We start from the raw sequence: 14,216 nt of genomic DNA, 5'->3' as shown, positions 1-14,216 counted from the left end.
ATAGCCCCAAAACACTTATATGTTTTCGGGCATATAAAATTACATGATAAAAGTATTCTTAAACTGGGTACAAAAAACTAAGCCCCATATTAAAAGTGAAACGGGACTGCTACTTTTTGTTCCCACTATCAAATTGACAGTTTATTTAAGAATACCTTGCCGCATATTTATTAACTCCTTGTATAATACTGAATCTAATTATATTCCTTAACCCTTTATTTGTCAAGCTGACAAACTAAAGCAGAAAAAGCGGCAGGATTTCCCCCTGCCACTAATCATCTGTTTATGCAAAAATAATTTCCTTTTCCACAATCTCCCTCGCACAAGCCCTTATGTTATTGAGGCATCCTGTCCATTCTAAGGCGTTTTCTGCCTTTAGCTGTTCCGTTATGCCCTGTGCCTGTTTCATACCCTCTATGAGCCTTTCAAAGCGTTCCTGTGCCTGTCTGTTGATGTCGGCAAGGTAGGCGTTTAGCCTGCCGCTTGTAAGAAGATTGGTGTATGTAACTTTACGGTACTGTTTTAGATAATCTAAATGCCGTTGCCCCCAGATGCCTATTGCCTGTTCTTCTTCGGCGGGTACAGTTAAGCACGGTATCAAATAATCCCCTTGCCTTTCGTATTTGCCGCCCAGTTCCTCAAATAATGATTTTGCCATTGTCTGTTACCTCCACATTCTTTTTTATTTTGAATGTCCGCAAAATCCGTCCTACATCAGAAGGACGCCAAGGCACATCAAGGTGGTGCAGTGCGATAAGTCTGTCCTGCACATTGGTTCCGGCTCCCATCTTCTGTGTGGAACCAAGCAAAAAACGGACCTGTCCGCTTCTTACTTTTCCGAACAGCTCCGCTTTCCTAAGCTCCGTATTTGCTTCATGTATAAATGCGATTTCTTCCGGTGGGACACCCTTTTCTATCAGCTTGTTTCGGATGTCCTCATAAACATTAAATGTACCATCTCCTTTCGGTGTTGACAGGTCACAGAAAATAAGCTGCGTTGATTTCTGCTCCTTTGTCTGCTCCCATATTTCAAATGCCTTTTCCACACAGTTGCTTGCCTTTGAATTTTCATCATCCGGCAACATATCATTGATAAGTCTCTGGTCTAATGCCAGCTTTCTTCCGTCATTGGTAATCTTTAGCATATTGTCCTCATAAGGCTGTACCTGTCTGTCACGCACGGCTTCTGCCCTTTCTGCCAAAGATGCCACCATGTCCTTTTGATATTCACTTGGCTTTAGCACCACATTTTCATACTCTGCTTCCGGCACAGGAAGATTTAGCATATCCGGTGTCTGAATATCCGCACTCTCCTTAAAAAGTGCAATCAGCTCCGGGAGATTAAAGAACTTTGCAAACCTTGTCTTTGCCCGGTATCCGGTTCCCTCCGGTGCAAGCTCTATGGCTGTCTGCGTTTCTCCAAAAGAGGATGCCCAACTGTCAAAATGTCCCAGTCCCAGCTTCTGAAGCGTACCATACTGAAGGTAACGCATATTGGTATAAAGCTCTGTCATACTGTTTGAAATCGGCGTACCTGTCGCAAAAGTTACACCCTTACCGCCTGTCAATTCATCAAGATACTGACACTTTGCAAACATATCCGAGGATTTCTGTGCCTCTGACTGTGCGATTCCCGCCACATTTCGCATCTTGGTATAAAGAAACAGATTTTTGTAATTATGGCTCTCATCCACGAAAAGCCTGTCCACGCCAAGCTGCTCAAAGGTCACTACATTATCTTTCCTTGATGCATCATTCAGCTTTTCAAGCCTTGTAAGAAGTGATTTTCTTGATTTCTCCATCTGCTTAATGGTGTAGCGTTCTCCGTTGTCGGCTTTTGCCTGTGCAATGGCAAGCTCTATCTCATCAATCTGCCTTTCAATAATGGCTACCTGTCTTTCCTGTGAAAGCGGAATTTTCTCAAACTGACTATGCCCGATAATAACCGCATCATAATCTCCCGTGGCTATTCTGGAACAGAATTTCTTACGGTTGGCAGGCTCAAAGTCTTTCTTTGTTGCAGCAAGGATATTGGCTCCGGGATATAACCGCAAAAAATCACTTGCCCACTGCTCCGTCAAATGGTTCGGAACCACAAACAGGCTCTTTTGACATAATCCTAGACGCTTGCTCTCCATGGCTGCCGCTGTCATTTCAAAAGTCTTTCCGGCTCCCACACAATGGGCAAGCAGGGTATTATCTCCGTAAAGTACATGAGCCACCGCATTTTTCTGGTGAGGCTTTAACTCAATATCCGGTGTCATGCCGGGGAATTTCAGATGTGAACCGTCATATTCCCTTGGTCTTGTGGAATTGAAAAGCTGGTTGTATTTTGCCACAAGTACCTGTCTGCGTTCCGGATCACGGAACACCCAGTCCTTAAATGCTTCCCTTATGGCTTCCTGCTTCTGTGATGCAATGGTGGTTTCCTTTTTATTTAAGACTCTCTTTTCCTTGCCGTCCTCCTCTATGGTATCGTAAACACGGCTGTCCTTTAAATTAAGGGAATCCTCCAGAATGGTATAGGCATTTCTCCGGCTTGTACCGTAGGTCATATTTACAAGGGAATTTCCATAGTCCGCATTTTTGCCCTTTATGTTCCACTGTCCTGTCACATCGGAATACTGGACTCCTACGACATTCCTGTCTAACAAATGCTGCGGCGTTTCAAAGGTCTCCCCCATAAAATCCTCAATATACTTCGGGTCAATCCATGTGGCACCGATACGCACCTCAATCTCGCTGGCATCCAGTTCCTTCGGCTGTACCTGTGTAAGTGCCTGCACATTCACGGCGTATTCCGGGTGGCTCTCTGCATAGACCTTTGCTGTTTCCAGTTTGTCACGGACATTTCCACTCAGATACTCATCCGCTGTTTCCCATTTATCCGTCAATGGGTTCTGAAATATAATTCCTGTCAGCTCCTCCTTTACCGTATCCACATCTTTTCCGGTCAGCTCTGCCATGTAATCGAGATCAACCCTTGCTTTTTCCGACAAGGATACTGCCAATGCTTCACTTGCCGTATCCACACTTGTGACAACCTCTGCCTTTTTAATGGTACGCTTCGTGAACATATCCGCTTTGCCCTTGAAATTGCCCTCATCGTCCAATTTTTCAAGAGAACACAACAGACAATAGCTGCTGTCCTGATTAAATGCTCTTTTGTTGGTCTGCGAGTTGATCAGACCGTGTTTCTTGGAAAAAGCATCATATAAGCTGTTTAACTCCGCCTGCTTTTCCTTGATTACTGTATCCGGATATTCCTCTAATTGCAGATTGATAAGCTCCTGCGTACAGTTTCGGATACCCACCATGCCCTTGATACGTTCCTGCATGGAATCGGACATATCCACAGGCTTCATAATGGAATTTTCACGATAATACACCTTGTCATCCACAAGAGTATAGCTGTAATTCTTGACATCCGGATCCGCTGGAATAGTTGTATCCGCAAGCTCATCTGCCAGCTCATCCAGTTCCACCGCTTCTATCTCTCCATCAATATGGCTGACTGCTTCCTGCAGCTGCTGTGCAAATGGTCTTGTAGTATCGGGCATACAGGTACTTTCCATGCCATACGGTCCGCTGACCATTTCCATTTTTCCCACGATCATTTCCGGGTGTTCGGCAAAATAGCTGTTCATGGCAATGCCGTTCCCATCCTCTGACAGATGCACCCAGTCCGGCTCCAAATCCATCACACGGTCACGCTTCTTTAAGAACAAAATATCAGAAGTGACCTCTGTTCCGGCATTCTCCTTAAATGCTGTGTTGGGCAGTCTGACCGCACCAAGAAGCTCTGCTCTCTGTGCAAGATATTTTCTGACCTCCGGACTTTTCTTGTCCATCGTTCCCTTGCTGGTAACAAAGGCAACCACACCGCCGGGACGAACCTTATCCAGGGTCTTTGCAAAGAAATAGTCATGGATTAAAAAATTCTGCTTGTCATACTGCTTATCCGCCACCTTATACTGTCCGAATGGCACATTTCCGATTGCCACATCAAAGAAATCGTTCGGATAATCTGTCTTTTCAAAGCCTGTGATTTTAATGTCGGCATTCGGATATAGCTGCTTTGCAATCCTCCCCGTAATGCCGTCAAGCTCCACACCGTATAGTCTGCTCTCCTGCATCTTCTCCGGTAGCATTCCGAAGAAATTTCCGATACCCATTGCCGGCTCCAGCACATTTCCTTTTTCAAATCCCATTTTTTCCAAGGCATCATAGATACTGCGGATTATGGCAGGGCTTGTATAATGGGCATTTAAGGTACTCTCCCTTGCCGAAGAATACTCCTGTTCCGATAACAGTCCCTTTAATTCCTGATATTCATTTGCCCAGGCACTCTTGCTTTCATCAAAGGCATCCGCAAGCCCGCCCCAGCCAACATACTGAGATAAAATCTCCTGTTCCTCCGGTGTTGCGATACGGTTCTCGCTTTCTATTTTCTCTAACGTGCGTATGGCTTCCACATTTCTGCGGAATTTTTCCTTTGCAGTACCAATTCCTAAATCATCATCCGTGATACGGAAATTGACAGCTCCGGTCTTATCAATCTGCGGTTCTGCCTGCTTCACGGGTACTTTGATATCCGGCTCTAATGGTGTGTCTGACACTTCCTCCGGCTTTTGGACATCCTGTCCGGAAGTTTCCCTATTTTCTCCAGACAGCTCTTTTTCCTTCTGGCTAAATTCTTTCCATACCCTATCTGAAACTGCCGAAAAATAAGGAGACTCATCTTCCATAATACTGAACTGAATCTCCTCCATATCCTCTACGCTTTTTGCATCTGCTATTTTATCATGGTATTTAAAATACAAAGCTTCACGGCTGATAATGCCCTCAAGACGCTCAAGTTCCGGCTCAGACATCCGTTCCCAAATATCATCCTTCTGCGTATGAATGGTAAAACCTTCCCCATCATCGTGATGCTCTAAGGTATATTGCAATGTGTCATGTTCTCCACGAATATCGCACCCAAAATCATAAACCGTGGTTCTGGTCCCTGCAGAATACTCCCTGTTAATCAGAACCAGATTTTGCACATCCTCTGCCGTTAATGGTGATTCCTCAACACCTTCAGGATAATCTTCGCTTCCTTCAATCTGTGTAAACACCTCTGTTTCGTGACGGTCTATATCCCTTTCCGTCATCTCGTTGAGATAATCTTCCTCGACTTCTCCCCGCTGTGGCTGATAATCGTACTCAAAGGCAACACCATTTACCTCTGCATAAAAAAATTGATTATCTGTTACGGAATTTCCAAGCACATAGGTTTCTTCCTCAGTCCCCCATTCATCGACTTTGATGCACTCCTGTCCATCAATCGTGATTTTCTCAGCCGCCTGTGCCGCAAGCTCTTTCTCCTGCTCGATATACCGTCTTGTCTGGTTGATAAATCCATTTAATACAGCCGGGTGGGAATCCACAACCATATCCTCATTTTTCACCATGGCATAAGGCTCAATAGCTTTTGCCCACTCCTTATTCTCCGGAGAAAACCGTCCATCCTGCCTTTTGTGCATGACAGAATTGGCAAGCACATAACTTACTCGTTCAGAGCCATATTCCTGAATGACTCCCTCCGCTGTATCCTTTGGCAGACGATACCCGTCAAACTTCTCAGCGATTGCCTTTTCAATGGCATTCTTACAGGCTACCTTGGTTTCATGCTCCATCTTTGCCTGTGCCTGCTCCAAAGCCTTCTGCTCCTGCTCCACTCTGTACTGTACATAGGCTTCTTTTCCTTCCGTAGATAAATACTTATCTTCTTCAATGAGCTTTCGGATACGTTTCTCCACAACCTTCCAGGACAACAGCACTTCTGCGTATGGTTTTCCGATATTTCCCTTTTTCAGCTTTATTCCTTTTGCATCATGATCCTCATAGCTGTGGTCAGCTCCGGCAAGTGCATGGCTACTGCCGCCTGTTCCATATTCATTCTTTAAGAAATTAGCTGCTTCTTTGCTGTCATGCCCTTCCTTAAAATAATCATAAATACGAAAAGACCCATTTGAAAAACCACTTCCCCTGCCAAGCCTGTGGTCAATCTCATCCTGCGTGATAAAATCCTCGTGTTTAATTTCCACATGTTCAGCAGCTGGAAATGTCAGCCTGTCTACCAGAAGGTTATCGAGTTCGGCACGAAGCTCCTCTTTTGGCATAACAGAACGGAAACGCAGGCTTTTTTCTCCGGTTTCCAACTGATGCAGAGCATGATCCATGTGGGCAGCTATCCTCTCCACCTCTTCCGGTGTAGAAAGAAGTTCCACCAGTCTTGCATGGGCATCCGGGTAATTGCCCGCCTTTAATTCCAATTCTTCCGGCATTTCTCCCATACCGTCACGGAAAAAGAAAAATAAATGGTTTGCAATCCTGCTACGCTCCACCTCATCCACAAGATAAGCTTCATTTGCACCCATATATGTGCCATTCTCTACCTGCCTGCGGATATTCTGCTCAATCTCTTTCCATTCCATCGTGAGTATCGGATGCTCCGTTGCTGACGTACCGTATCCAACACGCATGCCGCCTTCATCAAACCATACGGCTATCTGCTTTCCGTCAAACTCAAAGCCTTTTCCGGTGGTTCCATACTCTTTTTTCAGAAAGGCAGTCATTTCTTCCGCCGTCTTTCTCTGTTGGTACTTGGCATAAATACGCTTGCGGCTGTCATCCCTGCCTCCGCCGCTTCTTAAAATATCATCAATCTGTTTCTCCGGCAGTACAAAGCCTGTCGGCATAACACTTTTTTCTTCTGCCTGCTTCATGGCAATGTTGCCGACCTGCTCCGAAAACATGGTAAAAAGATCAAGCTGTTTGAACATTCCGTCTGTATCAATCTGCTCTGCCACTTCCCCCGGAAGTAAATAGACACCATCCTCGATATAAGAATCGACCCAGTATCTTGCATCTTCCCATGACAACCTGCTCTCTGCTTCACGGGTCAGATAATTGCCTTTCCACATGGTAAGCCCGTCCTCATCAGCTCGATACCCGGCTCTTACATCCCCAATATACAGCTCTGTAAATTCCTCCATACGGAAAGAATTTTTCAGATACTCCGTCTGTAAAACCGCATCCTGCTCTGACTGGAAATATCCCGCAATCTCCGGTCTTTTATGGATAAGGTGATTATCAAAACATAAGATTCCCTTTTGAAGCTCTGTGAAATCTTCGGTTTTATCCGAAAAAGAACCGGATAATGAATTGCTGTCACTATCCGGCTCCTGCATGGTAATATTAGCTTGTTCCTCACTGCTTAAATGTAGATCAGTTCTGTCAGCACGATTTCCTCCGCTGAGTGTCTGATGTTGTTCATCTTCGCTACCCAGCCCATCTGATCGGCTGCTTTCAGTTCCTCGTTCACTCCCTCCGACTTCGCCATCTGTCCGGTCAGAAGTTCCATTCTCTGTTCTGCCTGCTCCTGTACCTGCAGACAATGTGCTTTCAGTTCCCCTGTCAGTATCATTCCCTGATAAATCCCTCTCCTGTGTTCCTTCAGAAAGTTCTTCCTCATCAGTCCGTACTTGGTCAGTGCCTGTTCCGGCTCCTCGTTCGCTGTCAGGTTCGGAATCAGATAATCCCCGTTCTTTTCGTATGTCAGTTTCATTGGCAATGCCCTCCATTTCTGTATAATTTTCAGTTTCCCTTGGTTTTTCTATAGTTGTTTCGCTTTCACGCTTTAAAGCATTATAGTCTGCTTCTGGTGCATTTGCAAGTCCTTTTTCAACATTTTCCTCATGGCTTCCAATATACTCCCCAGCCGCTTTTTCTCTTGCCTTATTTGAGGCATTCTGCCTTGCAATCTGACGCTCGTATGCCCCTATTGTCCTTCCAATTTCCATAAGCAGGGGCTTACACATTTCCGTAGTTGCATTTCCAATGACAGCTAATGACTTTGTATTATTAAATTCGTGGATATATTCAAAATTCATGTCATCTTTCCACAAATCCATATCGGCACCGCATCGGGATAGCAGGGTAAAGGAGATACTGGAAGCCAGCGTTTCCCTCAACCTGATTCCAAGATTCAGTTCATCCAGATCACCAAGGAAACTGCCCTCTTTCACATAGTTTAGCTCCGGTAAAAGTTCCTCATAATAATCCTTGGCAATCCTGTCAGCTATCTCCATAATCCTCTCTTCAAAAGGCATATTTACATCGGTTCCACCATAAGTCTTTTCAAGCTGTGCAAGCACAGGAGCCTTATGTTCCTCCTTAAGTTCCCACAGATAAGGATCACGCCCGATTCTCCTTGCCTTATGCACATCTGATACATCAAAGACATATTTTAATCTCGGACGTTCGCTATCCGTATCAATCAAGGCAATTCCCTTTGCTCCACGGTTGACCCAGCAATTCATCTTTTCATTCCACGTTTCCAGAGAAGCACAGGCTGTTGCATCCGGTCTTTGAGCGTATATTAACATCTGCTCGTTAAAGGGATATTTATACAGCCTTGCAGCCGTGGTCAGAAATCTGGTCCATTCATTTTCGTTTTTAACAATATCTCCTGCTGTCATTTCTGCCAGTGCAGATATATAATGATATTTTCCTGCCATAGATACTCCTTTCGATTCATTTTGTCCTAATAGCAGAAAAGCAGCCCAAAGTGGCTGCCTTCCTGTGTTTTATGTATAAAGTGGCTAAATCACCGCTTCTTTCTTTTTATCTGCTGTCGGCTGTTTCCTGTCAGCATCCATCTTAATTACATCATTTTTCTTTTCTGCAAGTCTCTCTTTTAGTGAAGGACGTTCTTTCTTCTCATCACGCTTTTCCTCTTTCTGCTTTGCACGTTCCTCGGCACGGTCACTGCGGAACAGCTCATGTTCTTTTGCATCATACTCATACACATGATCCGAAAGTCGTTCCTCTGGTGCTACCTGTGTCTGGTTCACTTCCTGCACCATCTGTTCAAGGTCTCTTAACTCCATTCCGGCATCTTTCGGGATAATCAGCGTTTCATGCACAGATGAAGGCAGTACATAGAAGTCTCCAACCTTGTCTGCAATTTCCTGTCTGGTATCATCATTTAATATAGCGGCAGCTCCATTTACCTTCGTGTCATTTGTCAGTACAAACATTGTATCAGGAACATCCGGTATCATCTGGGACGCCATTTCTCTTGCCTCTGATATGTCCATGCCAGTATCCCTTGCAATGTCCCCAGCCATCATTTCAATAATGGTCTCGCTCATTCCCTTGAAGCTGTATGGCTGTAAAACATCCATGTTCAAAAGAGCCTGTTCATGCAAATCCTCAAGAGTAATCCCATACCTGTCCATCAGATTATCTGTAATCGTTATGGTTGCAGTGCCTTCCGCATTTTTGTCCATTAAAATCTGATACACAGCTGCCAGATCTTCCACCTTGGTGTATGGTTTGTCCTCAAGGAACTGCCTGTTGGCTTCTTCATTGATGAGCTTGCACACAATCTTGTCTTTTACGTTATCAAAATCAGTAACTGCAGATACATCCATATCATGGTCAATATAATGTGCCTGATATGTGGCTGCAATCTGCCCAAGCACATCATCCATCTCAGCTCCATCCTGTATCTGTTCAAAATACGGATTCAGATACACGGTTGGAGAAATATTGCTTTCCTCTGTCCGGATTGTCAGACCATCCAAAATACAATCATTATTCTTTACTACCTGATGAACAGAAACCGTTGCATCTGCAAATTTTTCCGGTAAAAAATCCTGTATCTGCTCTTTTACCTGTTCTACAAAATCCTTATATTCCATTACTTTCTCTCTCCCTTCCCGGTATTCTTCTGTGATTTGTCTGTCAGCTTTGATGCTTTCGTTCCATATAGCTGATAACGTTTCATCATGCTCTGCTTGTTTGTTTCTGTGACTTCTTTTTCTAACTGTTTCATTCCTGGTTTCCTCCTTACTCTGCATGTGTTCCAAAAGAAAAAGATGTATTATCCTGTTTCTTTGTACTGAATTTTGCTTTTACATCTGCTACCTTATTATCTAAAGCACCAAACATAGCCTCTACCTGCTCCGCTGTATATTCATAAGCTGACTTATTGGCAAGGTGTTCCAATCTTCCGATCGCATCAATCGCTTTGTTCATGCGGTATTCTCCAAGGCGGATGAACTTCTCCGCTTTGGTTTCATTATTCTTTGCCACAGGCTCCTCATCCTGTGTTCCGACTCCGTTTACAGTTACATTTTCATTTGCTTCATTCATGTTCGTATCCTCCATTTTCTATGCTGTTACTTACTTCTTTTTGCAAACTCCAGCTTGACCTTATACTGTGAGCCTTTGATTTCCTTGCCATCTTTGGTATAGGAATAATCCTCAATTCCTTCTGGAATCAGGTAAGCATCGTAAGTGCCTTTCTTTCCCTTTAAACCTTTGACGAAAGTCTTTTTCCCCTCTAGCATACTCTTAATCTGCGTATCAGAAAGTACAGTCCCCATAGCCTTGCCAACATTCATACCACACTTACTTTTGCAGTAAGCTCCATATTTTCCCTTTACCACATCCCCGCCACATTTCGGGCATTTTCCAAGGGCTTCCTGTGCGCTCTGATTTCCTCCAAACATGGATTTCTGTTCATCACTAATGCTGTGATAGGTCTGCACAAGGTTCTTTACCATATCCGCAATTCCATCCATAAATTCCTGCATGGAATACTCGCCCTTTGCAACAAGGGTAAGGGCATTTTCCCAATCAGCGGTAAGTTTTGGGGACTTCACCACATCGGGAAGCACCGTAATCAGCTTCATTCCGTCCTCTGTGGGAATCATCTGCTTTTTCTCTCGTTTCACGAAACCGTCCTTGACTAACTTCTCTATAATGTCTGCTCTGGTGGCAGGTGTACCAAGTCCCTTGCGCTCCACATCGTCACTCATGTCCTCGTTTCCGGCTCGCTCCATTGCAGAAAGAAGGGAATCTTCCGTAAAATGTTTCGGCGGTGTGGTGTAATGCTCGCTGATTTTCGTCTGTACCCCGTCAAAGGTCTGCCCCTTTGAAAGCTCCGGCAGCTTCTTATCCTCCTGCTCTTTCTCTTCCGTGGTCTTAAAAGAACGTTTAAAGGCATCTTCAAAATCTTTCCACCCGTTTTTTAAGACCGACTTGCCGGAAGCAGCAAAGGTGTAACCGCCACAGGAAAACTCTGCCTTGACTGTTTCATAAAGATGTTTCTCCCCCGTAGCGCACAGCAGCCTGTTGGCCACAAGGGATAAAATCTTTCGCTCCGTTTCCGGCAGGGCTGCAAGGTCAGCTTTGGCAATCTCCATTGTGGGGATAATCGCATGGTGGTCTGTGACCTTTTTGCTGTTTAACACACGCTTAATATCCGGATTGAACATCCTATTTTCCTCAAACAATATGGAACCAAAAATTGCTTCAATCACATTTCCGGCTGTCTGCTCCATATCATCAGACAAATACTGACTGTCCGTTCTCGGATAGGTACACAGCTTCTTTTCATAAAGGCTCTGGGTGTACTCTAAGGTCTGCTTTGCTGTAAAACCGAATAGACGGTTGGCATCCCTCTGGAGTGTGGTAAGGTCATAAAGTTTCGGCGGTGCCACCGTCTTTTCTTCCTTTGCCACAGACGTAACAAGAGCCTGTCCGTTCAGACAAGCTCCTGCAACATTTTCTGCTTCTGTTTTACTGTCAATCCTCTCTGTGACCGCATCCACGCCGCCACAGAGGATATGAGCAATAAAATACTGCTCTTTCTTGAAATTCATAATCTTTGCTTCACGTTCTACAAGCATTGCAAGGGTAGGTGTCTGTACTCTGCCCACCTTTAACACCTTGCCGCCATATAAAACGGTAAAAAGCCTTGTCCCATTGATACCCACAAGCCAGTCCGCTTCCTGTCTGCACAGTGCTGAATGGTATAAGTGATCATAGTCACTTCCCGGCTTTAAGTTCTCAAATCCTTCTCTTATGGCACTTTCCTCCATAGATGAAATCCATAAGCGTTTCATCGGTTTGCTGCATCCCGCCAGTTCATACACCAGACGGAAGATAAGCTCTCCTTCCCGTCCTGCATCCGTGGCACATACCACGCTGTCTACTTTAGTATCATGCATCAGCTCCTTTAATACCCTGAACTGTGCAACCGTGTCTTTCTTGACCTCATGCTGCCAATGCTCCGGTATCATAGGCAGGCTGTCGTAAGTCCACTTTTTCCATGCATCAGAATAGGCATCCGGCTGTGCCAACTCAACCAGATGCCCCACGCACCATGAAACGATAGAACCGTTTCCCTCCATGTATCCGTCTTTTCTTTCATCTGCACCAAGCACCTTGGCAATTGACTGTGCCACACTCGGCTTTTCCGCTATCACTAACTGCATTATTCTTCCTCCTGTTCCTCAAAGAAATCATCATCCGAACTTCCCTCTGATTCCTCATCTTCGTTCTCATATTCTTCGTTATCTTCCTCGTCCTCATCTTCGTCCTCGATGAAATCCTCTTTCTTTTTGCGTACCACTTTGAAATAATACGCACCTCCGATTACTGCCACTGCAAGACCTCCCATAAGGATATAGGAAATCATAGGATTTGCCTGCTCTTTAACCTCCGTTTCTTCCGGTTCCTCGGTGCTTTCTGTATCTTCCTCGGTTCCCTCTGTATCTTCCGCAGCTTCCTCCTGCTTATTTTCCTGTTCTGCATTATTATTTGGCAATGCACTTTCAGAAGTCGGGATTGCAGACTCTAATGCGGCAGAGTTTTTCGGTAAGGTCTCGCTGTTATCAGATGTGGTATTCAGCAAGTCATTTTCCGTAATCTCTGTCAGGAAATAGACCACTTCTTCCTCACCATCCCTGTCGATAATCAGATAAAACACCTTGTCCGATGCCGTCTGAATGGTATAAAATTCCTTGCCCTGCCCGGACTGCTTACTCTCCTTATCCTCATTCTCTCCTTTCTCCGAAGCATCCGCTTCCGCCATTGCCTGCTTTTTCTGCTCCGCAGGACTTGTCTGTGAAGTGGTATTTCCATCACTGTCTGTCTTTGTATGCTCTGTTACGGTTCCTGTGGCACTTCCCGGCTTGGTAGCTTCTGCATTAACCGGAAGCTGTTCTGCCGGATTTTCATCACTCTCATCTGCCGGGTCTTTGTAGTATGGATTTTTCGTCTTGTAGACCTCCGACATATTTCCGGCATTGTCCATTGCTGAAATGGTAAAATACTCATACCCCGCATCAAATTGCTGCAGGCGGATATTCAAAGTTCCGTTTGTAAGGTCTGTAAATTCATATCCGTTAACATAGACTGCTTTCGCTCCGGAATCCGTATCATGTACCTGTACACTCAAAAGTCCGTCACTGACCGCAGCATTAAGCGTAGGCTTTGTGGTGTCAAAACATTTGATTGCACGGCTTCTCTCATAGGTATGATCCTTCTGGTCAGTGACCTGTACATACACCGTACAGTTTTCAGAAACCTCCAGCTTTCTGTCCTCTGTCACATCCGTCCAGCTTCCATTCTGTCCTACCTTCGCCTGAATCTTGGCAATTTCAAAATTTCCTGTGTGTGCCACATCCGCAACCGTAAATGTCACGGTTGCTTTGTCATTATGCCACCCATCCGGCTGATTGATCTGGATTGTGACATTCGGCTTTTTATATGCACAGAGCTTATAATCTTTCACGCATACTTCGCAATTATGGTCGTATTCATACGCACCACATTTATCCTCACAGGTACACTCCGGTTCTTTTACATCGCCACCGGATACCGTATGCTCTTCCGTGCTGTTTTCTTCAGAACCGCTTTCTGTTTCCGGCTCTGTATCATTCTCGGTTCTGTTTTCCTCAGAACTACTTTCCGGCTCTGTATCCTCCGCATGAACACTCACTGCATAATTCCCGTTCATGGCAAATCCCAAAGCGGGCATACAGAATAAAACCGCTGATAAAATAAGCGATAACACCGCCTTAGATGATAGTTTCATTTTTTTCATGGCTTACTGCCTCCTTTTCTGATTGTTGTATCTGTTCTTCCTGTTCCTTTTTCTTTAACAGATGAAGGATTTCTTCCTCACTGACTTTGTTCAGTAAAATCAGCCGTTCCAGAGAGATTTTATTTTTCTCAATGAATTTCATCTTCTCCGCATCCTCTGCCATCTGTAACTGCTCCTCTAAGTCCTTCTGCCTTGCCTGCAATCCTGCAAGCTGCTCCCGGACTTTCAGAAGCTCTTTTTCAATTCTTTCCTTTGTCATTTATCC

The 14,216-nt window shown here is 44.8% G+C and carries 8 protein-coding genes; all 8 read right to left on the bottom strand.

The window, feature by feature from the left end; genetic code table 11:
* Nucleotides 1-283 precede the first annotated feature (283 nt).
* Nucleotides 284-658: a TnpV protein gene (locus tag LA360_RS01655; RefSeq protein WP_001129922.1), complete on the bottom strand. Its 375-nt coding sequence runs from the start codon at nt 656-658 to the stop codon at nt 284-286.
* Entirely contained in the window at nt 639-8,567 is a 7,929-nt protein-coding gene (locus LA360_RS01650; protein ID WP_112483094.1) for a DUF3849 domain-containing protein, read from the bottom strand. The genes LA360_RS01655 and LA360_RS01650 overlap by 20 nt, the downstream gene beginning before the upstream one ends.
* Before the next feature lie 84 nt (nt 8,568-8,651).
* Complete coding sequence (locus LA360_RS01640; protein ID WP_112483097.1) at nt 8,652-9,755, bottom strand: DUF5688 family protein; 1,104 nt, start codon at nt 9,753-9,755, stop codon at nt 8,652-8,654.
* Nucleotides 9,755-9,889, bottom strand: coding sequence for a hypothetical protein (locus LA360_RS29495; RefSeq protein WP_263870208.1), 135 nt, complete (start codon nt 9,887-9,889; stop codon nt 9,755-9,757). The genes LA360_RS01640 and LA360_RS29495 overlap by 1 nt, the downstream gene beginning before the upstream one ends.
* 14 nt (nt 9,890-9,903) lie before the next feature.
* Nucleotides 9,904-10,209 (bottom strand): hypothetical protein, encoded by a 306-nt coding sequence (locus LA360_RS01635; RefSeq protein ID WP_112483099.1) that lies wholly within the window; start codon nt 10,207-10,209, stop codon nt 9,904-9,906.
* 26 nt (nt 10,210-10,235) lie between these two features.
* Nucleotides 10,236-12,338, bottom strand: coding sequence for a type IA DNA topoisomerase (locus LA360_RS01630; protein WP_112483101.1), 2,103 nt, complete (start codon nt 12,336-12,338; stop codon nt 10,236-10,238).
* Complete coding sequence (locus LA360_RS01625) at nt 12,338-13,951, bottom strand: CD1107 family mobile element protein (RefSeq protein ID WP_112483103.1); 1,614 nt, start codon at nt 13,949-13,951, stop codon at nt 12,338-12,340. The genes LA360_RS01630 and LA360_RS01625 overlap by 1 nt, the downstream gene beginning before the upstream one ends.
* A complete protein-coding gene (locus LA360_RS01620; RefSeq protein WP_112483106.1) occupies nt 13,926-14,210 on the bottom strand; it encodes a cell envelope biogenesis protein TolA in 285 nt (94 codons plus the stop codon). Before LA360_RS01620 ends, LA360_RS01625 begins: the two co-directional genes overlap by 26 nt.
* Between the last annotated feature and the right edge of the window lie 6 nt (nt 14,211-14,216).

Origin of the sequence: Enterocloster clostridioformis (genome assembly GCF_020297485.1) — a bacterium.
GTDB classification, from domain to species: domain Bacteria; phylum Bacillota; class Clostridia; order Lachnospirales; family Lachnospiraceae; genus Enterocloster; species Enterocloster clostridioformis.
This window is presented reverse-complemented; position numbering and strand designations above follow the sequence as displayed.